Raw genomic sequence first — 25,793 nt, 5'->3', positions numbered from 1 at the left:
GGTTATTTCATATTAAAATGGATTTCGATTGAGCCACTGACCACCATCCATTGTGATACAATCGCCATTGATATAAGCCGCTTCATCTGAGAATAGAAATCTTGCTAATCCTGCAATTTCTTCAGGTTGGCCCATTCTGCCTACAGGAACACTATCTAATGTTTGTTGTCTGACATCTTCAGATAACGTCAACTTCTTAGCACCACCTGTATTATCTATTGGTCCAGGTGCAATGGCATTAACCGTAATTCCGTATTTACTTCCCCATTCAACTGCTAATGTTCTCGTCATAGCAAGTACACCTGCTTTGGCACTTGCTGAATGTATCACACCTGCACCAGCTGTCCATGAATACGTTGCTACAATATTCAATATACGACCTTTATGACCACTCTTAATCCATTCTTTACCTACTGCTTGCGAACAATAGAAAGTCCCATTTAACACGATATCTATAACTGAATTCCAACCGTTATATGATAAATCTTCTGCAGCACAAATGAAGTTTCCTGCTGCATTATTGACTAATCCGTCTATTTTACCAAATGTTTTAATCGTTTCATCTACTGTATATTGAACGCGTTCTGGATCACGTACGTCCATATCAATACATAATACTTGTCCTTCTTCTTGTTCTATATCCTTTTTCGCTTCTTCAAGTCTTTCAAGTGAGCGTCCAGTTATGACAACTTTTGCACCATCTGCTGCAAATCTCGTTGCCATCGCTTTACCCATACCACTGCTACCACCCGTTACAATGATCACTTTATCCTTCATATATATTCTCCTCATATTTACTATATTAAAATACTTGTATTTAGTAAGCGCTTACATATAGTGTACAATAAGTTGCAATAAAGGACAATTAAACAGAAGTTATACACTACATCAAGCTTTAAAAACATTTATTAATATAGTAAAAGACCTTTGAACGTTATAAGCTCAAAGGTCTTTCAATATATTAATATCCTGATCCAACTTCTTCTCCATTTTCATCATACTCAGTCACTTTACCGTCATCATCTATAATATAGGAACCTGCTAAATTGCCATCTTTATCTTCAAATGAGAAGCCCCATTTACCTTCGTCTGTCTTCTCAGGCTCCTTATACGTATACTTATCTGTATCTAACAGTGAACCTTCATATGATTCTACTTTATCAATAACATTCTCACGTGTTACTTTTTCAGAACTACTATCATCATCTGAATCAGAATCTGAACCATCATTCATCGAAGTTGATCCGTTAAACATTTTCACAGTCTTTGCGATTTGTTCATCAGACGCATCATAAAGCTTAATGACTTTCGGATTGTTTAAAATCTTTTCAGATTCTTGTTGAGAGTATTCATCATCTTCTAACCATCTTTTATCTTGAAAATGTGAAGGTACATTATAAATAGAAATCGTACCATCTCCATTATTCTTATACACAACTTGTCCAGCAGCAGTAGGCGAACCTGCTAAAAGGTACATACCTTTAGGATATTTCACAGTATTTGCTTTATTATATGGATTCAAATACTCACCCTCAAGATTATGAAATTGAAGATCTGCATTCATTTCACTTTCATCCATATTTCGATAACTCGGTAAAGCCGTTAACCATACTTTCGCATAATATTCATCACTATTCGTATTCTCGTTAGAAGTGTTGTTGTCTTGATTGGATTCATGATGATTACCATCATTTGATTCATCTTTATTCGAGTTATTACTATTTGAATCATTAGACTGATTATCCTGTGATTCACTCTTTTGTGCATTTTCTGATGACTTGTCATCATTTGAATCTCCACCAATACTAATCGTACAACCACTCAACACCACAACCGACATAAGTACAAGACCTGAGAACAGCTGTTTCTTCAAAAGAATCACTCCCTTATAAATTTATAATATATTCGCTAAATAATTTTAAATAAGTTATATACATGTTCTTTACTATTGTAACAAACACATTGTAAATTGAAATGTATTCAGAGATATTTCACTTAGAAGAATGTGTTCTCAAAAGTCTTTTGATTTATGATTAAGCTTTCTTAAATTTATTAAATGCTGTATGCGCAATAATAATGACTGTAATCAGTATACCTACATATCCTACAAATGGATAAATGGTTGCTACTAATGAACCAAATGGCAATGTACCACCTAGTATAAAGATAATGCCTAATACAATTGTAACGATGATATCAAATCTATTATTGATACAGCGCATCACTTCATTTTTAACGAGCCAATACATTGGCGCAGTTGTTGAGAAAATACCTAATACAATACAAATTGCGAAGAAAAGTGCAACGATTGCATGGATTGTACCACCTATATACAATACTGGCACTTCTAATTTAATGACATCATTATAATAAACGAGCATCGCAACAACCATCATAATAACCGTTAACATTAAACCAGATCCTCCACAAATTGCTGCAGCAACCGCTTCTTTTTTTACTATTTGCTTCACTACCTAATTGTGTGAAAAATACTGTACCTGCTAGCATGTTATAACAGAAGAAGAGTATTGCTGACTGCCAAAAATGACTAGTCGGTTGTAAGTCTTTAGCTGCTTGAGGTAAATGACCAAATGATGGTATGTTACCAACTTGTGTGATAAACACATATCCACATATAAAGACAGTTAATACAACGATAACAGGACCGATTAAACCTATAATATCTATCAATTTATTTAAACCTAGAATAACTGTAATCATTGCTAGTATACCCATTCCTATAAACCCTACAGAAGAAGGTAATTTAAAGTGTTCAGACACAACTGCCCCTGTACCAGAAATCATAATCACCACAATACTAAATATGAATAATAAAGCGAAATACTCTATAATTCTTCCGAAAAAGTTACCACAATAAACTTTAAAAATATCGCCAGGCTGACTTAATTTCAACTCGTGACCTTTAACCATAATCATTGAACCTAATAAGCAAAATAGTACTGCAGAAATCAATGCCCCAACTATCCCTACTGGTCCATATGACGCGAAAAATTGCATAACTTCCTGACCTGTTGCAAACCCAGAACCAATTAAATAAGCTATATATGCACCACTTAATTTAATAACATTTTTCCAACTGAATTCCATCTATATCACTCCTTACCATCCTTGGCCATCGACCTTGTAATTGTTAAGTTGTCCTCGTTCTAATTCTTCGATTGTTTCTTCTAATATATTTAATGCTGTATTTAATTCTTCATCCGTAATCACTAATGGTGGTTGGAATCTGAGCACACTACCTGCTATAGCAATAATGACTACACCACGGTCAAAGCATCTATTACAAATTTTTAATGCGGCTTCAGAATCTTTTGCCTTGGATGATTTATCAGAAACAATATCAATTCCGATTGATAACCCTTTGCCACGTACATCTCCTACACAATCAAATCTTGTTGCCCATTCTTTCATGCGCTTTTTGGCAACTGCACCTTTTCTTTCAGTTTCTTGAATTAATTGCTCCTCTTCTAAAATTTCAATCGTGGCAAGTGCCGCCTCACAACAAACTGGATTAGCACCTGTTGTGAATAAGTGAGCTGGCGCATCCAGTGCTTCCATAATCTCTTTTCGACCTACAATGGCTGACATCGGCATACCACCTGCAATTGATTTACCATAAGCAATAAGATCCGCTTCAATATTAAAATGTTCAATTGAACTAAACTTACCAGTACGACCGAAGCCTTGTTGAATATCATCTAAAGCAATTAAAATGCCATGTTCTTTACATAAATCAGACAATGCTTCAAAATATCCTGGCACTGGCTCTAACAAACCGCCATCTCCTTGAAATGTTTCAATCATAATACAGGCTACTTCTTCTGGTGGCACATATTTTTCAAACATTTCTTTCAACGGTGCAAGATATCCTTCAACAGTCTTCGGTTCATTTTCTTTGTACATACCACGGTAATTATCTGGATAAGGAATATGATAGAACCCTGGTAATAATGGACCTATTTTACGTCTCATATTCAAAGAAATGGCTGAAGCTGTAATCGAACCATATGTAGACCCATGATATGCATTTTCAAAACTAATAATATATGGACGTCCCGTATAGCCTCTCGCAAATTTAATCATTCCATCACAAGCATCAGAACCAGTTAAACCAAACAGAACTTGTTTCTCAAAATTACCTGGAGATAATTTACAAAGCTTTTCAGATAACTTTGTAAGTGGTTCATGGTGCATATACGCTGGTGTGTAATGAACCATTTTAGAAGCCTGTCTTTGAATAGCTTCAACTACTTTTTTAGGCGTATGTCCTACATTTTGTGAACTAGCACTCGATAATAAATCAATATATTTCTTTCCTTCTACATCAATCAAAGTAGAGCCATGTGCTTCTTCAATGACTAATGGATAATAAGGAATACGCCCAGCTTTAGCAAAATATTGTTTATCCCTATTCATAACATCTTGTACTTTTCCCACAAAAATTCCCCTTTCCTTAAATAAAAGTTGTTATTAATTAAGCATATTACCAATTAGTAACAGTTATATAAATAAATATTTCGGAATTTTCTGACTTTTGTGTTGAAAAAAGGAGTAAATATACAATTCGAACCCGCTTTAACATTACTTTTTCTTTTGAATAGTTATGTTTACCAACAGTTCAAATTCCTTCACATTCCCTAAGTGACGGGTTTTTGTGCATATTTGTACGTTGTTTTTTAATTGATTGACAGTTATGTATGATTTTTGGCTTTATAGGGAATTTTTAACATAAATGGGTTAAGTTTATTTATACTAAATGTATCTTAAAAAGAAAGAGGTTTTGCAAATGGATATCGCTGGTGTTATTACAAGCATTATTGATTTAATCAAGACTTGCATTCAAACTTTCGGTTAATTCAGTTTTATTGCATTAAAAAGGCAGAGGAAATATTCAATCTTTTGATTGTTTCCTCTGCTTTTTTAAATATATAGTTGTAAAATACAAATGATTTTAGTTTAATGTTTTAATTTGAAAAGGTATCGTTGATATAACGATATTCTTTCTATAGAATAAATGAATCACTCAATCTTAGTCCTAATTCTGCGAGGATTCTTATGACGATTTATATGATAATGGTAAGAAGACGTATCGTATTGATAAATAAACAAATAGAGCAGCATCCGTGATTGGATGCTGTTCTGTTTTTATTATATTAAAAAATACTCATAATGATCCTAGAAACATAAAGCAATACAATGATTAAACTGCATAGAAATACCATGCTCATATATTTTTTCTTTTTAGGCTTTGCTGCTTCTATTTCATCTTTATTCTCAAGATATTCTAGTAATTCTTTCTCTATTTCCTCGTTAATATCTTTGTCATGATTTTCACTCACAACTATCCCTCCACGATTACATGTTCATCTTTAAATTTATATTATTACAATTTCTGTAAAAGGACAATCTTTACTTTATATTATTTATAAGTTATCAATTCTAGATCTTTTTTTCAATTTGCGAGCACCTTCTTTGATTAATCGCGCGCGATAGTTTAATATATAATCAATCGTACACGATAGAAAGGAGTATTTTATGGATTACAATATGAAGCTAGCCAATCAAGTATGTTTCTCAGCATATAATGTAAGTCGATTATTTGCTCAATTTTACGAAAAAGAACTTAAGTCATTTGGTTTAACTTACTCACAATATTTAGTCTTACTTTCATTATGGGAACAAAATCCTCAAACATTACATTCGATTGGTCAGAAATTGGACCTTTCAAGCAACACGCTTACCCCACTCCTTAAAAGATTAGAACAGTCAGGATGGGTTACTCGACAAAAATCAGAACAAGACAAAAGACAATTAATTGTTTCATTAACTCAAAAAGGAAAAGAACAAAAACAACCTATTTATGATGCCATCTCTAAATGTGTATCAGAAGAAATGGATTTAGGACTATACAAACAAACGAAAGACATTATGGATCAATTAGAAACAACTTTAAGAAAACAATTAAATAAATAACTTATAAAGGATGATAAACTATGAACAAATTTGATGTTGTATTTATAGGTAGTGGACATGCTGCATGGCATGCTGCGTTAACGTTAAAACATGCTGGCAAATCTGTAGCCATTATAGAAAAAGACACGATAGCTGGTACTTGTACGAATTACGGTTGTAATGCCATGATCTTACTTGAAGGACCTTATGAAGTGCTAGAAGAAGCTAGTCACTACCCTCAAATTATTGAATCTGACCAATTACATGTAAACTGGGAGAACTTGATGCAATATAAGAAAGCTGTCATTAATCCCCTTTCCAATACACTTAAATCTATGTTTGAACAACAAGGTATTGAAGTGATCATGGGTGCCGGTAAATTAATAGATGCCCATACAATTGATGTTGAAGGTACACCTATTCAAGCTGAGAACATCGTCATTGCAACTGGACAACATAGTAATAAACTTGATATAGAAGGTAGCACATTAACACATGATAGTCGTGACTTCTTATCTTTAGATAAAATGCCAAATAGCATCACATTTATTGGTGCCGGTATTATTAGTATCGAATTCGCTTCAATCGCAATTAAATCTGGTGCTGAAGTTCACGTCATCCACCATACAGACAAACCATTAGATGGCTTTAATGAAAAGCACATTGCAAATTTAATTCATAAATTAGAATCAGAGGGCGTACAATTCCATTTCAATGAAAATGTTCAATCAGTCCAACAAGCTGGTAACAGTTACAACGTTACAACAGAATCAGGACTTAGCATCAACACTGACTATGTACTAGACGCAACAGGAGGTAAACCAAATGTACAAAATATAGGATTAGACGAATTAGGTATTGAATATAGTGAAAAAGGTATTCAAGTCGATGATTATTTAAGAACAAACATACAAGACATATATGCTAGCGGTGATGTATTAGATAAAACAATTCCTAAATTAACACCAACAGCAACATTTGAATCTAACTACATCGCGACTCACATATTGGGCATCAATCCAAATCCAATTCAATATCCAGCAATACCATCAGTATTATACTCATTACCAAGACTTTCACAAATTGGTGTTACTGTTAAAGAAGCAGAAGATAACGGAGCATATACAATAAAAGACATACCATTCGGCAAACAAATGGTATTTGAATATAAAAACGAAACAGAAGCAGAAATGACAATTATATTAAACGCAGACAAACAACTCGTAGGCGCAGAAATATACGCAGACGACGCAGCAAACTTAATCAACCTACTCACATTTATCGTTAACCAAAAACTAACAGGCAAAGACCTTAATCAACTCATCTTTGCATTCCCAGGATCATCAAGCGGCGTGCTAGATTTATTAAAAGTAGCTATGATGTAGGATATAAAATACAGAGGTAAGACTACCGTCACTAATACGGAAGACTTACCTCTGTTTATGTTTTGGAAAATCACTTCACTTTTTTGGATAAAATGACATTTATTCGTATATAAAGCGCTTACATAAATTGCTAAGATTTTTATATACAAAACTACATGGGGTGATTACATGCAATTTTTTGAAATTAACAAAATTCCTAACAAAGGAATTCCACTTTCAACTCAAAGAAAGTTATGGCTTCGACACTTTTTAAAAGCTTTCTTTGTAGTATTCTTTACATATATGGCGATGTATTTAATTAGAAATAACTTTAAAGCTGCTCAGCCATTACTAAAAGAAGAAGTCGGTCTGACTACTTTAGAATTAGGATATATCGGGTTAGCGTTTAGTATTACATATGGTCTTGGTAAATCATTACTTGGCTATTTTATAGATGGTAAGAACACTAAGAAAGTTATTTCATTCTTACTTGTTTTAGCAGCACTTGCTGTTTTAATAATGGGCTTTACGCTTAGTTACTTTGGTTCTATTTTAGGACTATTCATTGTTTTATGGGGATTAAATGGTGTGTTCCAATCAGTTGGTGGTCCAGCTAGTTATTCGACAATCTCAAGATGGGCACCACGTTCGAAAAGAGGACGTTACCTTGGATTTTGGAATACTTCACATAATATCGGTGGTGCAATAGCCGGTGGACTTGCTTTATGGGGCGCACATACATTCTTTAACGGTAGTGTTGTTGGTATGTTTATCTTCCCTTCAGTCATTGCTTTAATTATAGGTATTGTTGGTTCATTCATTGGTAAAGACGATCCTGAAGAATTAGGTTGGAATCGTGCTGAAGAAATATGGGAAGAACCAATTAAACAAGAAAATATTGATTCAGTTCATATGTCAAAATGGGAAATTTTCAAAACTTACATATTAAAAAATCCTGTTATTTGGATTTTATGTATTTCAAATGTATTTGTTTATATAGTACGTATAGGTATAGATAACTGGGCACCTTTATACGTATCTGAGCATTTAGGATTCGGTCAATCTGATGCTATTAATACCATATTCTACTTTGAGATAGGTGCACTTGTTGCGAGTTTATTATGGGGATATGTTTCCGATTTACTAAAAGGACGTCGTGCAGTCGTTGCAGTTGGATGCATGTTTATCATTACATTTGTAGTTATACTTTATACAAATGCTACAAGTGTTGCCATGGTTAATATCGCTTTATTTGCATTAGGTGCATTAATTTTTGGTCCTCAATTATTGATTGGTGTTTCATTAACAGGATTTGTACCAAAACGAGCAATCAGTGTTGCTAACGGTATGACAGGATCATTCGCTTATTTATTCGGTGATTCAATGGCCAAAGTAGGACTTGCTGCTATTGCAGACCCTAAATCAAAAGGATTAAATGTATTTGGTTATACACTTAGCGGTTGGACAGATGTCTTTATCGTCTTCTATTTTGCCTTATTCATAGGTATCATTTTATTATGTATCGTTGCATATTATGAAGAAAAGAAAATACGCTCATTAAACATTTAATATATAAAAAGGAATGGATTTTAACCCATTCCTTTTTATTTTTTCATATAATCACTTGGTGATACTTCTAAATATTTTTTGAATTGATAACTAAACACTTTATATTCTGAAAAGCCTACCATATCAGCTACTTCATAATGTTTATAATGATGTTCTAGTAGATGAAGGGATTTGAATACTCTATATCTATTTAAGTAATCTAATATTGTTATACCTACTTCTTGTTTAAAAATCCTCATAAGATAGCTTTCACTTGCGTCAAATTGACTAAGCATTTCTTTCACTGATTGTTTATCGTGATAATGTTTACGGATATATTGAATGATTTTATTTACATAGTAGTCATCATAATCAACCTCTTTTAAAGGTTTGAACACTTCTATATCTACTTTTTCTTCTTGATCGTCATACTTTTCATAAATCTTATTGAGTATTTGTTTTAATTCTTGTTGATTAATAGGTTTTAGCAAATAATCTGTTACTTTATGTTGAATGCCTGCTTTCATATATTCGTAATCGTCATAACTAGATAAAATAATTTTCTCACAAGAAATATCTTTAATGTTCTCTAGTAATTGTATGCCATTCATCTTAGGCATTCTAATATCAATAATTACGAGTAGTGGATGATTGAGATGTATTAATTCCAGTGCTTCTTCTCCATCTTTTGCTAACAATACTTCATTGAAATTATAATCAGACCATTGTATAGAAGCCTTCAAACCTTCTCTTATAATTCTTTCATCATCACAAATAATAACTGTATGCATAATACTCACCTACCTCTAGGAATTCTTAGAGCAATCATTGTGCCTTTATTTTCAATTGAATAAATTTTTATTTTTGATTTTATACCATATTTCAATATTAATTTATGATTCAAATGATTTAATCCTAAATGTGTTGTTTCATAAACAGAAAGATTTAAATTTTCTCGCGTTAATCTTAGTTGTTCTTTTGACATGCCATCTCTATCATCTTTAACAATAATAAGAAGATGATGCGCATTTTCTCTTATTCGAATATTGATTGTCAAATCATGCTCACGTTCATTATGTTTAATCGCATTTTCTATAAATGGAAATATACACATTTTATCGATTTTCATTTCTTTAATATCAGAAGGTACATCGATTAATAATTTTATTTTGTCGTCAAATCTTACATTTTGAATAGAGATATATTTCTTTATATATAGGAGTTCATCTTTAACGAGTACATTATCAGACTTAACCCTTAATGAATATCTGAGCATTTCTGATAGTTGTTGCAAAATTTCTTCTGCTTTGTTCGGAGAAGTACTTACAAGATATTGTATCGTTTGCATTGTATTGAATAAAAAATGTGGGTGAAATTGTCGTTCTATTTCTTTAAGTTGTATTTCTCTCAATGATTTTTCTGTATCTTCAATTGAATGAATTAATGCTTCATTAGATTCAAACAAATCATAAACATACTTATTAATTTCTTCTAATTCACTTGTACGAGACAATGGTTCATATGTTCCGAGCTTTCTTTCTTTTGCGTATTTAATTCGCTTAATAATTGATTCTATATCTCGTGTTTGAACTTGAGAAATTTTACTAGAAGAAATGTAACCAAAAATAGTTAAAATGACGAATGTTAACAACATAATTGATAGTAATTTAAAACCGTCATTCAATATTTCATGTATATCTTTTAATAAAACAATATGTGCATTTAACTCAGGTATATATTCACTTTTATAAACATAGCCAAATTTAGGTAATGTAACTTTATAGTTTGACAGGATCTTTTCATAATTTGAATACAAGACATTATCATAACTATCTACTAATAATAAATGTTGATTATTTTTATAGTGCAATTGATTCAAATAAGGTTGTTCTTCTATGTATATCGAAAGTTTATAATAACCATTGTTAAACTTTATATTTTGACTCTTTATGCGAAGTAAATTCGATAAATTTTTATCTTCATAATTATTTGTCATTTTTATATCATGATTTTCTAATATATAAATCATAGAAGCATCTTTTATGTGAATAGAGTCATTAATGAGACGACGTATTTCTGTTTTATCATGACCATTCTTAGTATTTAAAGATTCAAATTTGTGTTTATCATTATTAATTGCTTTTGTAACTTTTTGATTTAATGACGTGACAATATCTTTACTTTCAACTATATTATGCTTCAAACTATTTATTTCAATCATTCTGTATACGCCTAAAAATGTTGCAAATCCTATTAATATAATTAAAAATGCCGGTAGTATTGTAGTGATAAATAAAGATTTTCTAATCATACGTTGATAAGGTTTAGTTGGTATCATTGAATCAACTCCAAAAATTGCTTTCTAGTTAGATCACTAATATCGTCATCCTTAATAACAGGAATTTCCCTGAACTTTGCTGCAACTTGCTTATTTTGATTAAAAACATCTTTTCTACCGGACTGAATTTTATACTCATCTGCTATTTTTTGTTGAACCTTTTTACTTGTTAAGTAATTAATCAGTTTTTTACTTTTCGGATTAATATTTTCTTTTTTTACAAGCGCGATGCCGTCATGATTCAACATTGTACCTTCACTTGGATAAATCATTTTCAGAGGATAACCTTTGTTAATATAAGCTTTAGCATCCGATTCATAACTTAAACCAGCATAATATTTACCTTTCGCAACTTCTTGTATAACTTTAGAAGATTTATCAACTTTATTTGCAGAAGCCATAAAATCTTTTACGTCATCAACATTGTGATTAATACTTTCAATAGCTTTCATATGTTGGTATCCCGTCGTTGTTTCTAGAGGATTAGAATAAACCACTTTACCTTTCAATTCATCAGCACATAAGTCTTTATAACCCCTAACTTTAATATTTCCTATTAAGTCTTTGTTCACAACAATCGTAGTTGGCATTAATATAAAATCCGAAACATACGGAACTTTTTGTTTAGCATATTTCATATACTTCTGATTTTTCGATTCGTATGCTTCAAAATCATCTGGATGTTCAATCATTTCTGACAAAACGCCACCAACCACAATATGGTACTGCACCCCTAAAGTTAGAGTAAAAAAACTAACTTTAGGGGGTGTTTTAATATGACAAAATATAGTGATGAATTTAAGTTGAAAGTTGTAAGAGATTATCTAGATGGCCATTATGGTTATCGAAAATTAGCTAAAAAATATAATATACCTGATAAAATTATTATACGAACATGGGTAAAAGCCTTTCAATCATTCGGTGTAGATGGCATTAAAAAGAAACAGAAAAAGACAGTTTATTCTGTTACATTCAAAATAAATGTATTAAACTATATGAAAAGAACAGGCGATTCCTTCCAAGATACAGCGATTAAATTTGGCCTAAATACCCCATCTATTATTGTGCGATGGAAAAAGATATATGACAAAGAAGGTGTGGAAGGACTCGAAAAGCCGAAAGGACGACCTCCCATGAAAAAGAAGAAACAGAAGAAATCTAATCAAAACCTATCACGAGAAAAAGAGTTAGAGCTAGAAAATGAAAATCTTCGATTAGAGAATGCTTATTTAAAAAAGTTGAACGCTTTTCGAGAGAATCCGAGTGCCTTTCTAGAAAAGCACAAGCAGCAGTGGCATTCGAACTCAAAGAAGAAGGATTCAAATTAAAAGATATCTTAGTAAAGGTTGGTATACCAGAAGCAACCTATCATTACCATGCCAAACAATTACAAAAGGAAGATTTAGATAAAGGTTGGAAGAAAAAGATCATTGAACTTTTTCAAAAACACAACGGTAAATACGGCTATCGTCGTATATATTTAGCTTTGAGAAATCAAGGTTATCTCATTAACCATAAGAAAGTACAACGAATTATGCGAGAACTAGGATTAAAATGTCAAAAATTCACACGTAAATCACGCTATCAATCATACAAAGGTACAGTTGGTAAAGTGGCTGAAAATCGCTTGAATCGTAGATTCCATACATCTATTCGACTTCAAAAATTAGTGACAGATATCACTGAATTTAAATGTGCTGAAGAACAAAAATTATATCTCAGCCCTATTATGGATTTATACAATGGGGAAATCATTTCTTATGGTATATCCAGAAGACCAACATTAGACTTAGTACTTCAATCATTGGATAAAGCAGTTACAATCATTAAGCATGAAGCACCATATCGTACGACGATACATTCTGATCAAGGTTGGCATTATCAGCATAATGCATGGATTAGAAGATTATCGGAACAAAGGATTTATCAAAGTATGTCACGTAAAGCGACGTGTGCGGATAATGCTTCTATGGAGAATTTCTTTGGCATCATGAAGCAGGAAATGTATCATGGAGAAGAACTTGTTAACTATGAAACATTAAAAAGAAGAATTGAGGATTACATCTATTGGTATAACAATGAACGTTTGAAATTAAAATTGGCTGGACGAAGTCCAGTACAATACCGAACTCAATCCAGCCAATTAATAGCATAATGGAAACTCTAACTTTGGGGGGTCACTACCTATCCCCTAGTTCATCTTCATCTGCTTGATGATTGTTTAATTTACCACACCCAGAAACAATCAATAATAAGCAAACTAAAATAAAAAATTTCTTCATACTTTTTCTCCCGATTATTGTTTTTCATTTACTACTCTTGAAATTATTTTATCATTTGGAATAAATTATCAATATGGTTTTTTACATATTACAAACAAAAACATACTAAGATTAGTAGCGAAGTAATCTACGACGGTAGATGAACTTCGCTACTTTTTTCATATTCTTTTTCATACCGTTGGTACTTATTTTAAGAATATGAAATAGTAGAAGAGAGAAGTACTCCGATCGGTCTCTAGGGTCATAGAACCCGTAGCAAAAACTGGAGAACTTCACTCTCCTTATGAATTCGATTTTAGTATGTTGGGTCCCTTGAAATCGTGTACAGGAAAATGAACTAAGTAAGGCTAAGTGAAGTTAAAGCTTCTTAAATTTAATAACTTAGGAGTGATTTTTATCGAATATTTTGGTATAGATGTTGGAAAAGGAAAGAGTTTTATTGCACATTATTCAAACAATGAATTTGTTAAAGAATTTGAAATTACCCACGATAATAATGGTTTTGAGTCACTAAACAAATATATAAAGGATTTCGCAGGAGTATATTTTTTATTTGAAGCTACTGGTATATATTCAAAAGTGTTAGAGAAATTCTGTACAGTTAACAACATTTCATTTTGTGTAATTAATCCTCTTGAGGCAAAATTACTAACTAATTCTTTAAGAAATTGGAAAACAGATAAATCTGATGCACATAAACTTGCCGTTTTAGCTAAAAATATAAATAAAAAACCTTCTAGAAATTTAATGGAAGAAAAATACGTAAAACTGAGAGAACTGACAAGATACTATGAAGAAATTAACAATCAACAAAATTACTTAAAAAACCAATTGATTCAGTTACTAGATATGACTTTTCCAGAATTACAAAACCTATTTAAGGATAGATATTCAAAATTGGCTTTACAAGTAGCTAGTAAGTTCCCACATCCTGACTTTGTTGATTCTAATGAAATTGAAGAACTAAAAAATACAATTAATAGTTGTACAGAAAAAAATCTATCAGAGAAAAAGAAAGCACAATATGCAAAAAAACTCGTAGAGTTCTCTATGGTCAGTTATCCTTCTGTTTCTAAAGATTCATTTTTAACAGATAAATTAATTTATGTGATTGAAGATTTATTAAATCTAATGAAACGGCATGCTTCTATAAAACAAAGGTTATTAGTGTTAGCTGAGGAATTCGAAGAATTTAAAATAATTAAATCTATTCCTGGCATTGGTGATTTAACAGCCATAATGATTATTGGCGAATTAGGTGACATCAAATCCTTTGATTCTCATAAACAATTGAATGCATATGTAGGCATTGATATAAAAAGATATCAGTCTGGTAAAACGCATTTTAAAGATAAAATTAACAAACGTGGAAACAAACATGCTAGATCATTATTTTACTTAATCATTAAAAATTTCCTGTTGGGTCAAAGGTTATTTAAAAATCATATTATCGACTATTATTACAAATTAAAAAAGCAGCCTAATGGCAAAGGCCACAAGACTGCTTCAATAGCTTGCGTTAACAAGCTACTTAAAACCATTCATTATCTAGTTATAAATAATAAAGAATATGATTATCACTTGTCTCCACACTGATAATCTATTCAAATAAATCATAACATATTGAAAAAATTATTAAATAATAAAGGCTTATTTAGTGATGCCAATTTTAAATACATTTTACTACGTAGTAGTTGACAAATCGTAGGAAATAGACTGGGACATAATATAATGTCTCAGTCTATTTGAACATCTTGGCAGTAGCTGACTGAATTGAAAATGCGCTTTTAACAAGCTTTTTTCAACTCTAGTCATCCTTGCCGGGGCGGGACTACGAAATCTTTTTATGCAAATTAGATTTCTGTCCCGCTCCCTTAACAAATTATATTTTTAATAGTCTCTCCTACTCAGACAAATGCACCATTTTATCAGCGCTGTCTGTGAATATGCCATCAACACCCCAGTTTGCTAATTGGTTTGCGCGTGCTGGTTTGTTTACGGTCCAAACGTTTAATTCATAACCCGCTTCTTTGACCATTCTTACTTTTGCTTTTGTGAGTTTGGCATCTTCTGTATTCACTATCTTCGCATTGCAATAGTCTAACAATGTTCTCCAGTCTTCTTTGAATGATGTTGTGTGGAAGATGACTGCTCTTTTATATTCTGGCATGATTTCTTCTGCTAATTTAACGAGTACGACGTTAAAGCTTGATATGAGTACTTCTTGATTTTGATTTAAGTTTGCTAATTTTTCTTTAACTTGTTTTACCATACTTTTAGATAGCGCCAGTCCATTTGGGCCAGTGACGCCTTTTAATTCTACGTTTAAGTTCATGTTATATTCATTCGCTATTTCTATGACATCATCGAATGTTGGTAAGTGTTCATCTTTAAATTTCTCACCATACCATAATCCCGCTGATGCTTCTTTTAATTCTTCATAGTTTAATGCTGTTATTTCCCCGGACATACTTGTTGTACGGTCTAAATAGTCATCGTGAATGATGATTAATTGTTCATCTTTTGTAATACCTACATCTAATTCTAGCCAATTTACGCCTTCTATTTCTGATGCTGCTTTAAAAGATGCTATTGTATTTTCTGGAGCTTTACTAGGTAATCCTCTATGTCCATATATTGTTAACATATTACCTCTCCTTGCGTTTTTTATTTTTACTTTGTTAATTTTTTGATTCTTAGGGTATATTTTTACAACAAACATCCGTAGAATCAGCATACCTGTATTATCACATTAATGGTCTGTTTATTGCCAACAAAATGTGTGCAGATTATTTTTAGGAAGGTATGGTTATGGCTAGTGAAACAATTACAATACATAAGAAACAAGACATTATCGATTATGTGAACGAACGTAAGACGACAAAGCCTCTTGTCCTAGGCTTTGATACTTATAAAGTTCAATTTTCGCGATCTCGTGTGTTTACTGCATCTTTAACTCACATCTTCTCAGTAATACAACTCATACTAAAAAATACACCTAAAAATTTGAAAAGCCTAGGACGTCTTGAGCGACGTCCTAGGCTTCATTCATTATTCTTCTGTTTTATATGTTCTAATGTGATCTGCGATACTGTGTAAGTATACTTTTGAATATGGGTCTTGTCTAAGTTCACGTTCGAAGTCAAATTCTTGGTTATCAAATCTATTAAAGAATGTTTCGTATTCTTCTACAGATAATTGTTCTCTTGATGTAAGCATGTCTAGGTGTTTTTCTTTGTCTAGCGCTTTATCATAACCTTCTACGATTGAACCACTAAATATTTCACCTACTGCGCCTGAACCATAACTAAATAGACACACTTTTTGTCCTGCTTGGAATGTATGGTTTTGTAATAAAGAGATTAAACTTAAATACAATGAACCTGTATAAATATTTCCTACGTCTCTATTCCATAATACAGAATCTTGATATGCATCCATTAATCTGTTTTTAATTGAATCTTCTAAGTTTTCGTTTAAAATAGTCTTGAAGGCTTTTTCGCCCATTTTTGTAAATGGAACGTGGAAACAGAATGATTCAAAATCATTTACTTCATGACCTGTACGTTTAGCGTATTCATTCCAAACTGTGTTGAATGATTCAATGTATGCATCCTTAGATAAAGCACCATCCACGACAGGATATTTTTCAGATGTTGGTCTCCAGAAATCATATACGTTATTAGTATATGCAACGCTATCGTCATTTAATTCTAAAATTCTAGGATTATGACTTAATAATAAAGCCACTGCTCCTGCACCTTGTGTAGGTTCGCCACCTGAATTTAATCCGTAACGTGCGATATCAGATGCGATTACAAGTACTTTCTTGTTTGGGTTGTTTGATAAGAAATCTTTAGCAAGTTGGATAGCTGCTGTAGCTGAGTAACATGCTTCTTTCATTTCAATACAACGTGCAAATGGTTGAATATTTAGTTGGTTATGAATTTCTATTGATGCTGCTTTAGAGTGATCAACGCTTGATTCAGTCGCTACGATCACCATGTCGATATCTTTTTTATCTTGTTCAGATAAAATATCTTGAGCTGCGTTAATACCCATTGATATAATATCTTGGCTCACTGGATTAACGGCCATTTTATTTTGTCCGATACCAATTTTAAATTTATTTGGATCTACTCCACGAGCATTTGCCAAATCTTCCATACTTACATAAAAACTTGGGATGTAAAAATCTAATTTATCAATACCTATTGCCATAATAATTTCCTCTCAATATGTTATTTTATATATTGAATGATATCAAACTACATTAAGTATTGACAATTATTAATAAATAAATTTTTAAGGAGAACATAAAATATGAATAAAGTTGTAATCGTAAGTGCTCAAAGAACACCTGTAGGAAAATTCAGAGGAAGGTTGAGTAACTACTCTGCAGTAGAATTAGGGACTGCTGCTTTAAAATCTGCAATTAATAAAATTCAACTAGATCCTAAAGATATCGAGAATGTCATTTTCGGTAACGTTGTTCAAGCAGGTACGGGACAAAATGCTGCTCGACAAATTGCTGTAAATGCTAGTTTACCATATGAAACACCTGGTATGACTGTAAACGAAGTTTGTGGATCAGGACTTAAATCTATCATTTTAGGGAAACAACTTATTCAACTTGGCGAAGCAAATGTTGTTGCTGTTGGCGGCGTTGAAAGTATGACGAACACACCAGACCTTATTCTAAAAAAAAGCGACGCACCTGTTAAAAGTTTCATGCATGATGGTTTAACAGACGTCTTTCATAATATGGCGATGGGCTTAACTGCAGAAGCAATTGCAACTAAATATGAAGTTACACGTGAAGAACAAGATGCGTTTGCTTTAAATTCACACTTAAAATCTGATAAAGCAACTAAAGCTGGTAAATTTAACGAAGAAATCGTTTCGTTAGAAGATGCAAATGGTGAAACAATGACTTCAGATGAATTAATTAGACCAGAAAGTACAATGGAAGACCTTGCAACATTAAAAACTATTTTCAAAGAAGATGGTACAGTGACTGCGGGTAACGCTTCAGCTTTAAGTGACGGTGGTTCTGCTTTAATTTTAATGAGTGAATCATATGCGAAAAAGAATGGCTATACAATCCTAGCAACTGTCGGACAACACGCAGAGATCGGCTGTGATCCATTATACATGGGTTATGCACCTTTCTATGCTGTAGAGTCACTATTAAACAAGATTGGAAAGACAATTCAAGATATCGACTTAGTTGAGATGACAGAAGCATTCTCAGCACAAAGTATTCCTGTTAAAAAGAACTTGAACATACCAGATGAGAAATTTAACATTTATGGTGGCGCAATTGCTTTAGGTCATCCACTAGGCTCAACAGGTTCAAGATTAGTTACAACGTTAGCACATGCCTTAAAACAAGAAGATAAACAAACAGGTATCGCGACTGCTTGTATCGGTGGTGGCTTAGGCATAGCATTAATGATAGAAAAAGGAGTAGGACTTTAATGAAACCTTTAACGAAAGATTTCAGACACTTATCACGACTTGAGAAAATTAAACAATTAAAAGAGCATGGTTGGATTAAAGAAGAATCTGAACAAATATTACTCAATAATTCAGAAATAGATAAAGAACTTTTAGAGAATTTAATCGAGAATGTCATTGGTCAAGGTACCTTACCAGTAGGTGTCTTACCTGAAATTATAGTAGAAGATAAAGCGTACGCTGTCCCTATGATGGTTGAAGAGCCTTCAGTAGTCGCAGCAGCAAGTTTCGGTTCTAAACTTTTCAACAAATCTGGTGGTCTTAAAGTTGTTCAAAGTGACAATATTAAATTAGGGCAAATCGTATTTGATAATGTTACAGATACTGCTCAACTATCTAAGGATATACTAAATTTAGAATCAGATATTCACCAAGTAGCTGATCAAATATACCCTTCTATTCTTAAAAGAGGTGGCGGCTATCGCAAAATCGAAACGAATGAATTCCCTGAAGAAGGCATGCTTTCTTTAAAAGTTCATATCGATACACGTGATGCAATGGGTGCTAATATTATCAATACCATTCTTGAAGGTATTGCACATTATTTAGAAACGCAATTAAGTGATACAAACGTATTAATGAGTATCCTTTCAAACTATTCAATAACATCTGTGATTCGCATTGAAGGTAAAATTGCCGTTTCAGATTTGGATAAAGGTGATGTAGGTGGTGCAGAAGTCGCACACCGTATGGAAAGAGCATCTGTATTAGCGCACATCGATCCATATAGAGCAGTCACACATAATAAAGGTGTTATGAATGGTATTAGCTCAGTTGTATTAGCTTCAGGTAATGATACGAGAAGCGTAGAAGCAGGTGCGCATGCTTATGCAAGTAAAGACGGACAATATAGAAGTTTAACAACTTGGAAATATGATAGAGATAACCAATTCTTAATTGGTGCAATAGAATTACCATTAACACTTGGCATTATAGGCGGAAGCATAGACCTCTTACCAATATCTAAAGTTACATTAGACTTGCTAGGCGTTAAAACAGCTCAAGAATTAGCACATATTGTAGCAGCAGTAGGACTAGCACAGAACTTTTCAGCATGTCGTGCACTCGTATCAGAAGGTATACAGCAAGGTCATATGAACCTACACTATAAATCATTAGCAATTAAAATCGGTGCAAAAGGTAATGAAATTCAACTTATAACAGAAGCACTTAAAAATATGGATAAACCAAACTTAGAAGCCGCACAAGGATTGCTGTATGAGATGAGAAATAACTAGAAATTTGGTGAGATTCGGTGCGCTAACGATCTTGTTTTCGTTTCTTGATCGTTAGATAGCTCATTTAGTGTATTTTTACGTTATTCCACCTACATTTCGGCGCGCTAACGATCTTGTTTCTCTTTCTTGGACGTTAGAATTTCTAACGATCTTGTTTTTGAGTCTTGAGCGTTAGATAGCTCATTTAGAGTATATTTACTCTATTTCGCCTGCGATTCGGTGCGCTAACGATCTTGTTTCACTTTCTTGAGCGTTAGAATTTCTAACGATCTTGTTTTTGAGTCTTGAGCGTTAGATAGCTCATTTAGAGTATATTTACACCGTTTCACCTGCGATTCGGCGCGCTAACGATCTTGTTTCGCTTTCTTGGACGTTAGAATTTCTAACGATCTTGTTTTTGAGTCTTGAGCGTTAGACAGCTCATTTAGAGCATATTTACACTATTTCACCTACGATTCGGTGCGCTAACGATCTTGTTTCGCTTTCTTGGACGTTAGAATTTCTAACGATCTTGTTTTTGAGTCTTGAACGTTAGCGCCACAATAAAATCATAAAAGAGCCTAGAACAGCATTCATCGTTGTTCTAGGCTCTTTCTTTGTTTATCCCCAATACCCATTTGACATCTTCTTACAATACGCATTAAGATAGTGAAGTTGATTAAAAAAATAGGAGAAATTTATCATCATGAAAAACAAACTGACTTTTAAAGAAAATATATATATTGGATCCTTACTTTTTGGCTTATTTTTTGGAGCGGGTAATTTAATTTTCCCTATTCATTTAGGTCAATTGGCGGGATCGAATGTTTTAACGGCCAATATTGGTTTCTTAATTACTGCGATTGGTTTACCGTTCTTAGGTATTATCGCAATTGGTATTTCTAAGACGCATGGTATTTTTGAAGTAACGACACGTGTGAATCGCAAATACGCTTATATCTTCACAATATTACTTTATCTTGTAATTGGACCGCTTTATGCGTTACCTAGACTTGCGACGACATCGTTTGAAATTGCATTTACACCGTTTATTTCAGATTCATCTGTCACATTATATTTATCGATATTTAGTATTTTATTCTTCTTAGTTGCTTGGTTTTTCTCAAAAAAACCTTCAAAAATTCTAGAATATATCGGTAAATTTTTAAATCCTGTATTTTTAGTCCTTTTAGGCTTATTGATTTTATTAGCGTTTATTAATCCAATTGGACAAGTATCAAATGCTAATATTAGTCCTGATTATGAAAATAGCGCGTTATTAAAAGGTTTCATTGATGGTTATAATACGCTTGATGCTTTAGCTGCACTGGCATTCGGTATTATTATCGTATCCACTATTAAAAAGTTAGGTATTACAAACCCAAATCATATTGCGAAAGAAACATTTAAATCTGGTACAATTAGCATTATTTTAATGGGTATTATTTATAGTTTATTAGCATTTATGGGTACGATGAGTTTAGGTCATTTCAAAGCGAGTGAAAATGGTGGCATAGCTTTAGCTCAAATCGCACGATATTATTTAGGTGATTACGGCATCATATTACTATCACTTATCATTATCGTAGCTTGTTTAAAGACTGCTATAGGCTTAATCACAGCCTTTTCAGAAACATTCACAGAACTATTTCCAAAACAAAATTATTTAATGTTTGCAACAGTTGTAAGTATTATTTCATGTATATTTGCTAATGTTGGTTTAACAAAAATTATTGAATACTCTACACCAGTATTAATGTTTTTATATCCATTAGCGATTACAATTATTTTGCTAACATTATTCAGTTCATTCTTTAATCATTCAAAAATTGTTTATCAATTTACGACATATTTTACACTGATCGCTTCATTTGTTGATGGCATTAAAGCAAGTCCTGGATTCATCGCAAATACAGGTTTTGCACATGCAGTTATCACTTTTGGCGAAAAATTCTTACCATTCTTCACGATTGGAATGGGCTGGGTGTTACCAGCAGTTGTCGGATTTATCATCGGCTTCATCGTATATCAATTTAAAAAATCATCATACAAAACAGCATAATATAAATAAAAGCAAGTTACCTCGTTTGTGAGATAACTTGCTTTTTTATTTAAATATTTATTTGTTGTAAGGTTGTCTGCCCATTACGAATTTAAAAATTTGAAATTCTCTTAATAAAATACCAATCCCGAGACAACATCCCACAATAAACAGTAAAGATATTGGAATAAAGATGAATGTCTGTTCTTCAAATATACTTGTATATTGGAACATATATTCCAATATAATCGGATGTAATAAATAAACGAAAAATGAATATCTACTAATCAATTCAACAGAACTAAACATAAATTCATCAAACTGTGTGCTAAAGTTAATTAAAATTAAAAATGCAAAAGTGATATATAATAAAATACGATAGTCCATACTACTAACCATCCAATAATCATGTTCTCCTACAAATACAAAAGCTATGTATGCAGCAATAGCTAAAAATACAATTAAAGCGATGTATTTCGATATGAAAGCTTTAATGGCTTGATAATTATGACCTACGTATGAACCTAAAAAGTAATAAAATAACCAACCAATTATAAATGTTTCAGGACTAAATGGATAATAGTGACTTATAAATTCTCTAACAGGTTCAATATTTTGGTAGCTATACAAATAGATTGTATTAATTATGAACGAAATGACAAGACTCCATTTTGAAAAAAGTATTTTTGCGTTTATTCGATAGATAATCCAATTTAGCAAGAAGAACTGAATAATGATTACAATAAAGTAGCCATACCAATTACCTTGAATAACATTTTCTGTGTATTGCGCTATAAATGAATCATTTAATTTAAGTGATTCAGAATAGCTATAGAATGCACCCATAATTAAATAAGGTAATAATATATATTTTAATCTTGTTCTTAAATAGCCTGTTTTTAATTTATCATTATAATTTAGCGTCGTTAATAGTTGAGACAATATAATAAATGAAGGTGTCCCGATAATAAAGATCATTCTGAGCCAATATAAGACTTGTAATTGTAAATTATCAGGTTCATTTGTATTTGTAAACTCGGTAAAAACATGTGTTAGTACAATTAATAAACATAAAAATGTTCTTAAATATATAAATTCAATATATCTTCCTTTACTCATGATTAAATCCTTCCCATTTCTTAACAAGCTTGTTAAAAGCATCATCACTTACCATAACTCTTGGAATATAAAAATTATCACTATCAGGAACAACTGCTTTTTCTTCCAATGTAAATCCATACTTGATTGATGTATCTTGATCAAGTTGTTTAATTAATTTATCGTTTGCTTGACCGTACGGATATGCGATCGCTTGTTCATTTCCATCTAGTTCATCTTTAATATAGTTCGTACTTTTATCGATATCCTGTTTAATGTTCCCCTTTTCAGCATATGATACTAATTTTGATTTTTCTTTTTTCATAGTATGCATATCATGTGTATGCGAGGCAAAATCCCATAGACCACTATTTTTCATTTTGAGTAATTCTTTTTTAGGCGACATACGAATATTATGAAAGTCAGGGTCACCTACATGATCCGTTATTACAAACCCAGTTCCTTGGACATCGTATTTTTTCATAATTGGAAAGGCATTTTCATAAATACTTTGATCCATATCATCAAAATTTAACCACACACAATTTTTAGGGAACTTACCTTTTTCTTTGTAATGAATGAATTCATCTAAAGATACAAATTGAGCATTTTTTTCTTTTAACCATTTAATATGAGATTCGAATTGCGTGTCAGTGACACTATAAATTTTTAATTCTTTACTATTTGAAAATGCTGATAGCAATTTATCTATCCATGTGTCTTCTCGTACGCGGTGATAGTTTAATGCAAGACATCCATTTTTCTCGCCACCAAGTGATTTTTGTTTCTTAGCAAGTGCTGATTGATCACTAGAAATGAACATGAATAATAATAAAGCTAGAGTCATCAACCACTTAAGACTAATCTTAATAATACTCATGTGGTACAGCTCTCTTTCTTCTAACGTTGAATAGAAACGTAATCATCAGATATACTGCAATGATAATTGACCCAATCACAAAATAATTAAAAATCGAGACAATGTCACCTTTCTCAAGATTCAATATTACTCTTACAATTTGTATAAAATGATTGTCAATCGGTAATAACGAACCTACCATTACAAATAATACTGTTATGCAATATAGCCATAATATTGATGATGCTATAAATACGATTGACTCTCTAAAAATATTTAAATTTGATTCTACTCTTTTATGTTCCCTCTGTCTGGACTTGTCCATGTAGCAAACTCTCCTTTTTTTCTTTTAAGTGCTTTTGGAAATGCAACTACGACGACAATCGCATTGATTAACCAATAAAAAGTTGGATACCAACTTAAAAATATGAGAAATAAATTATTTTTTCTTTCATATCTACTATCAATCAATAAAGAAATAGTAAATTGAATAATGTTAATAAACGTCAGTAAGAATGCTGATATTAAAAAGATATTTAATTGATAATTATAGAAGTAGTAATCCAAGAAGTTTAATCGAAGTAGTGTGTAACATAAGATAACAACTATGCCATATACCCATATTACAGAAAGAATTTGTTCAATAAATAACAACCATAATGAAACGTTTCTTACTTTAAACATGTTCTTAAAATCTCTTAAAATCACTTCATGTCCACCTTGGGACCATCTTACCCTTTGTTTCCATAACCCCTTAAATGTTTCAGGAACAAGCATCCAACATAACGCTCTCGGTTCATATTTTATTTTGTATCCTGATAAATGAAACTTCCATGACACCGCAATATCTTCAGTAATCATGTCCGTATCCCAATATTGATTCTTTTCTAGTGCTTTTTTATTAAATAGCGTAAACACACCAGATATCGTATTAACAAACCCGTTAATCGTTTGTTCTCTCTTTATGCTGCCTATCATACTTGCATATTCGATTGTTTGAATTTTCCCTAGTAAAGTAGATTTATTTCTAATACGTGGGTTCCCAGTTACTGCTCCAATTGTTGGATCATCAACCAAACTTTCCACCATATAATACGGTGCATCATCGTCGATAATCGTATCTGCATCCACACACATCAAATATGGATATTGAGCATATTGAGCTGCAACATTTAACGCATTTGCTTTACCCCTATTTTCCTCTAAATTAATAAACTTAATTTTGTACACTTGTTTAAGTCTTAATAATTCTGCCTTAGTATGATCCGAACTCCCATCATTAACAGCAATAATTTCTTTAATCGGATATGAGAGGTCATTTAAATTCTTAATCGTGTCTGCAATGGTACTCGCTTCGTTGTAACAAGCGATAATAAATGAAATCCCTTCTTGCGGTTGATAGTTAATATGCTTAGCTTCCAACTTTCTTTCAATAAAAACATAGTAAATCAAAGTTCCGATTATCCAAAAAATTGACATAGCTATTGGATAAACGATAAAAAATAATAATAAAATTTCCATAATCTTTCTCCCTAACGAACGATAGTTTGTAA

The 25,793-nt window shown here is 32.2% G+C and carries 24 protein-coding genes; 9 read left to right on the top strand and 15 right to left on the bottom strand.

The features are described 5' to 3' along the window. Positions 1–12: 12 nt before the first annotated feature. From fadH to MUA60_RS00805, 6 genes are all read right to left on the bottom strand, one after another. The gene (gene fadH, locus MUA60_RS00830; RefSeq protein ID WP_262649177.1) at positions 13–777 is read right to left on the bottom strand and encodes a 2,4-dienoyl-CoA reductase; all 765 of its coding nucleotides are present in this window, start codon (positions 775–777) and stop codon (positions 13–15) included. A gap of 184 nt (positions 778–961) precedes the next feature. Further along, the gene (locus MUA60_RS00825) at positions 962–1,840 is read right to left on the bottom strand and encodes a hypothetical protein (RefSeq protein WP_262650543.1); all 879 of its coding nucleotides are present in this window, start codon (positions 1,838–1,840) and stop codon (positions 962–964) included. A 193-nt stretch (positions 1,841–2,033) separates the two neighbouring features. After that, a complete protein-coding gene (locus tag MUA60_RS00820; protein WP_262649175.1) occupies positions 2,034–2,411 on the bottom strand; it encodes a hypothetical protein in 378 nt (125 codons plus the stop codon). Continuing rightward, positions 2,365–3,108 (bottom strand): YkvI family membrane protein, encoded by a 744-nt coding sequence (locus tag MUA60_RS00815; protein ID WP_262649173.1) that lies wholly within the window; start codon positions 3,106–3,108, stop codon positions 2,365–2,367. The genes MUA60_RS00820 and MUA60_RS00815 overlap by 47 nt, the downstream gene beginning before the upstream one ends. 12 nt (positions 3,109–3,120) lie before the next feature. Further along, complete coding sequence (locus tag MUA60_RS00810; protein WP_394812729.1) at positions 3,121–4,458, bottom strand: aspartate aminotransferase family protein; 1,338 nt, start codon at positions 4,456–4,458, stop codon at positions 3,121–3,123. 716 nt (positions 4,459–5,174) lie between these two features. Further along, positions 5,175–5,360 (bottom strand): hypothetical protein, encoded by a 186-nt coding sequence (locus tag MUA60_RS00805; RefSeq protein WP_107577300.1) that lies wholly within the window; start codon positions 5,358–5,360, stop codon positions 5,175–5,177. Between the two features lie 196 nt (positions 5,361–5,556). Here MUA60_RS00805 and MUA60_RS00800 point away from each other — a divergent pair, with 196 nt between their 5' ends. From MUA60_RS00800 to uhpT, 3 genes are all read left to right on the top strand, one after another. Then, positions 5,557–5,994, top strand: coding sequence for a MarR family transcriptional regulator (locus MUA60_RS00800; protein ID WP_262649171.1), 438 nt, complete (start codon positions 5,557–5,559; stop codon positions 5,992–5,994). 20 nt (positions 5,995–6,014) lie between these two features. Further along, complete coding sequence (locus MUA60_RS00795; RefSeq protein WP_262649170.1) at positions 6,015–7,358, top strand: dihydrolipoyl dehydrogenase family protein; 1,344 nt, start codon at positions 6,015–6,017, stop codon at positions 7,356–7,358. 168 nt (positions 7,359–7,526) lie between these two features. Beyond that, the gene (gene uhpT / locus MUA60_RS00790; protein WP_262649168.1) at positions 7,527–8,906 is read left to right on the top strand and encodes a hexose-6-phosphate:phosphate antiporter UhpT; all 1,380 of its coding nucleotides are present in this window, start codon (positions 7,527–7,529) and stop codon (positions 8,904–8,906) included. A gap of 35 nt (positions 8,907–8,941) precedes the next feature. Here uhpT and MUA60_RS00785 read toward each other — a convergent pair whose 3' ends face one another. Genes MUA60_RS00785 through MUA60_RS00775 form a run of 3 tightly spaced genes read right to left on the bottom strand, consistent with a single transcriptional unit; the run spans position 8,942 to position 11,939 of the window. Beyond that, positions 8,942–9,676 carry a response regulator transcription factor gene (locus MUA60_RS00785; RefSeq protein ID WP_262649166.1) on the bottom strand — a complete coding sequence of 245 codons (735 nt, stop codon included), beginning with the start codon at positions 9,674–9,676 and terminating at the stop codon, positions 8,942–8,944. A 5-nt stretch (positions 9,677–9,681) separates the two neighbouring features. Next, positions 9,682–11,223: a sensor histidine kinase gene (locus tag MUA60_RS00780; RefSeq protein WP_262649164.1), complete on the bottom strand. Its 1,542-nt coding sequence runs from the start codon at positions 11,221–11,223 to the stop codon at positions 9,682–9,684. Next, complete coding sequence (locus tag MUA60_RS00775) at positions 11,220–11,939, bottom strand: extracellular solute-binding protein (RefSeq protein WP_262649162.1); 720 nt, start codon at positions 11,937–11,939, stop codon at positions 11,220–11,222. Before MUA60_RS00775 ends, MUA60_RS00780 begins: the two co-directional genes overlap by 4 nt. A gap of 60 nt (positions 11,940–11,999) precedes the next feature. Here MUA60_RS00775 and MUA60_RS00770 point away from each other — a divergent pair, with 60 nt between their 5' ends. The 3 genes from MUA60_RS00770 (at position 12,000) to MUA60_RS00760 (ending at position 15,101) form a co-directional block, all read left to right on the top strand. After that, on the top strand, positions 12,000–12,551 hold the full coding sequence (locus MUA60_RS00770; protein WP_025907016.1) for a helix-turn-helix domain-containing protein: 552 nt from the start codon (positions 12,000–12,002) through the stop codon (positions 12,549–12,551). Continuing rightward, the gene (locus tag MUA60_RS00765; protein ID WP_103361549.1) at positions 12,515–13,378 is read left to right on the top strand and encodes an IS3 family transposase; all 864 of its coding nucleotides are present in this window, start codon (positions 12,515–12,517) and stop codon (positions 13,376–13,378) included. Before MUA60_RS00770 ends, MUA60_RS00765 begins: the two co-directional genes overlap by 37 nt. Before the next feature lie 478 nt (positions 13,379–13,856). Continuing rightward, complete coding sequence (locus MUA60_RS00760) at positions 13,857–15,101, top strand: IS110 family RNA-guided transposase (protein WP_262648674.1); 1,245 nt, start codon at positions 13,857–13,859, stop codon at positions 15,099–15,101. A gap of 307 nt (positions 15,102–15,408) precedes the next feature. On the opposite strand, the gene MUA60_RS00755 is transcribed toward MUA60_RS00760, so the two are convergent. Both MUA60_RS00755 and MUA60_RS00750 read right to left on the bottom strand, forming a co-directional pair. Next, positions 15,409–16,152, bottom strand: coding sequence for a glycerophosphoryl diester phosphodiesterase (locus MUA60_RS00755; RefSeq protein WP_262649161.1), 744 nt, complete (start codon positions 16,150–16,152; stop codon positions 15,409–15,411). Positions 16,153–16,556: 404 nt separating this feature from the next. Next, the gene (locus MUA60_RS00750; RefSeq protein WP_262649159.1) at positions 16,557–17,726 is read right to left on the bottom strand and encodes a hydroxymethylglutaryl-CoA synthase; all 1,170 of its coding nucleotides are present in this window, start codon (positions 17,724–17,726) and stop codon (positions 16,557–16,559) included. Between the two features lie 102 nt (positions 17,727–17,828). On the opposite strand from MUA60_RS00750, the gene MUA60_RS00745 reads away from it, so the two are divergent. The 3 genes from MUA60_RS00745 (at position 17,829) to brnQ (ending at position 22,304) form a co-directional block, all read left to right on the top strand. Beyond that, entirely contained in the window at positions 17,829–18,986 is a 1,158-nt protein-coding gene (locus MUA60_RS00745) for a thiolase family protein (RefSeq protein ID WP_262649158.1), read from the top strand. Next, positions 18,986–20,263: a hydroxymethylglutaryl-CoA reductase, degradative gene (locus MUA60_RS00740; protein ID WP_262649156.1), complete on the top strand. Its 1,278-nt coding sequence runs from the start codon at positions 18,986–18,988 to the stop codon at positions 20,261–20,263. Before MUA60_RS00745 ends, MUA60_RS00740 begins: the two co-directional genes overlap by 1 nt. 682 nt (positions 20,264–20,945) lie before the next feature. Next, the gene (brnQ, locus tag MUA60_RS00735) at positions 20,946–22,304 is read left to right on the top strand and encodes a branched-chain amino acid transport system II carrier protein (RefSeq protein ID WP_262650540.1); all 1,359 of its coding nucleotides are present in this window, start codon (positions 20,946–20,948) and stop codon (positions 22,302–22,304) included. Between the two features lie 57 nt (positions 22,305–22,361). Here brnQ and MUA60_RS00730 read toward each other — a convergent pair whose 3' ends face one another. Genes MUA60_RS00730 through pgaC form a run of 4 tightly spaced genes read right to left on the bottom strand, consistent with a single transcriptional unit; the run spans position 22,362 to position 25,761 of the window. Then, positions 22,362–23,402, bottom strand: coding sequence for an acyltransferase family protein (locus MUA60_RS00730; protein ID WP_262649155.1), 1,041 nt, complete (start codon positions 23,400–23,402; stop codon positions 22,362–22,364). Further along, complete coding sequence (icaB, locus tag MUA60_RS00725; RefSeq protein WP_262649154.1) at positions 23,395–24,261, bottom strand: intercellular adhesin biosynthesis polysaccharide N-deacetylase; 867 nt, start codon at positions 24,259–24,261, stop codon at positions 23,395–23,397. Before icaB ends, MUA60_RS00730 begins: the two co-directional genes overlap by 8 nt. Beyond that, positions 24,248–24,565, bottom strand: coding sequence for an intracellular adhesion protein IcaD (gene icaD / locus MUA60_RS15480; RefSeq protein WP_049955591.1), 318 nt, complete (start codon positions 24,563–24,565; stop codon positions 24,248–24,250). The genes icaB and icaD overlap by 14 nt, the downstream gene beginning before the upstream one ends. Beyond that, positions 24,529–25,761: a poly-beta-1,6-N-acetyl-D-glucosamine synthase gene (gene pgaC, locus MUA60_RS00720; protein WP_262649152.1), complete on the bottom strand. Its 1,233-nt coding sequence runs from the start codon at positions 25,759–25,761 to the stop codon at positions 24,529–24,531. The genes icaD and pgaC overlap by 37 nt, the downstream gene beginning before the upstream one ends. Positions 25,762–25,793: the final 32 nt, after the last annotated feature.

The organism is Mammaliicoccus sciuri (assembly GCF_025561425.1).
GTDB classification, from domain to species: Bacteria; Bacillota; Bacilli; order Staphylococcales; family Staphylococcaceae; genus Mammaliicoccus; species Mammaliicoccus sciuri_A.
The sequence above is the reverse complement of the archived record's forward strand: the minus strand, read 5'-3'. Positions and strand labels throughout refer to the sequence as shown.

Bases quoted from the DNA above. Each gene is read 5' to 3' on its own strand.
- fadH (WP_262649177.1), bottom strand. From the start codon at position 777: ATGAAGGATAAAGTGATCATTGTAACGGGTGGTAGCAGTGGTATGGGT.
- MUA60_RS00825 (WP_262650543.1), bottom strand. From the start codon at position 1,840: ATGTCGGTTGTGGTGTTGAGTGGTTGTACGATTAGTATTGGTGGAGAT.
- MUA60_RS00820 (WP_262649175.1), bottom strand. From the start codon at position 2,411: ATGTTAACGGTTATTATGATGGTTGTTGCGATGCTCGTTTATTATAAT.
- MUA60_RS00815 (WP_262649173.1), bottom strand. From the start codon at position 3,108: ATGGAATTCAGTTGGAAAAATGTTATTAAATTAAGTGGTGCATATATA.
- MUA60_RS00800 (WP_262649171.1), top strand. From the start codon at position 5,557: ATGGATTACAATATGAAGCTAGCCAATCAAGTATGTTTCTCAGCATAT.
- MUA60_RS00795 (WP_262649170.1), top strand. From the start codon at position 6,015: ATGAACAAATTTGATGTTGTATTTATAGGTAGTGGACATGCTGCATGG.
- uhpT (WP_262649168.1), top strand. From the start codon at position 7,527: ATGCAATTTTTTGAAATTAACAAAATTCCTAACAAAGGAATTCCACTT.
- MUA60_RS00785 (WP_262649166.1), bottom strand. From the start codon at position 9,676: ATGCATACAGTTATTATTTGTGATGATGAAAGAATTATAAGAGAAGGT.
- MUA60_RS00780 (WP_262649164.1), bottom strand. From the start codon at position 11,223: ATGATACCAACTAAACCTTATCAACGTATGATTAGAAAATCTTTATTT.
- MUA60_RS00770 (WP_025907016.1), top strand. From the start codon at position 12,000: ATGACAAAATATAGTGATGAATTTAAGTTGAAAGTTGTAAGAGATTAT.
- MUA60_RS00755 (WP_262649161.1), bottom strand. From the start codon at position 16,152: ATGTTAACAATATATGGACATAGAGGATTACCTAGTAAAGCTCCAGAA.
- MUA60_RS00750 (WP_262649159.1), bottom strand. From the start codon at position 17,726: ATGGCAATAGGTATTGATAAATTAGATTTTTACATCCCAAGTTTTTAT.
- MUA60_RS00745 (WP_262649158.1), top strand. From the start codon at position 17,829: ATGAATAAAGTTGTAATCGTAAGTGCTCAAAGAACACCTGTAGGAAAA.
- MUA60_RS00740 (WP_262649156.1), top strand. From the start codon at position 18,986: ATGAAACCTTTAACGAAAGATTTCAGACACTTATCACGACTTGAGAAA.
- MUA60_RS00730 (WP_262649155.1), bottom strand. From the start codon at position 23,402: ATGAGTAAAGGAAGATATATTGAATTTATATATTTAAGAACATTTTTA.
- icaB (WP_262649154.1), bottom strand. From the start codon at position 24,261: ATGAGTATTATTAAGATTAGTCTTAAGTGGTTGATGACTCTAGCTTTA.
- icaD (WP_049955591.1), bottom strand. From the start codon at position 24,565: ATGGACAAGTCCAGACAGAGGGAACATAAAAGAGTAGAATCAAATTTA.
- pgaC (WP_262649152.1), bottom strand. From the start codon at position 25,761: ATGGAAATTTTATTATTATTTTTTATCGTTTATCCAATAGCTATGTCA.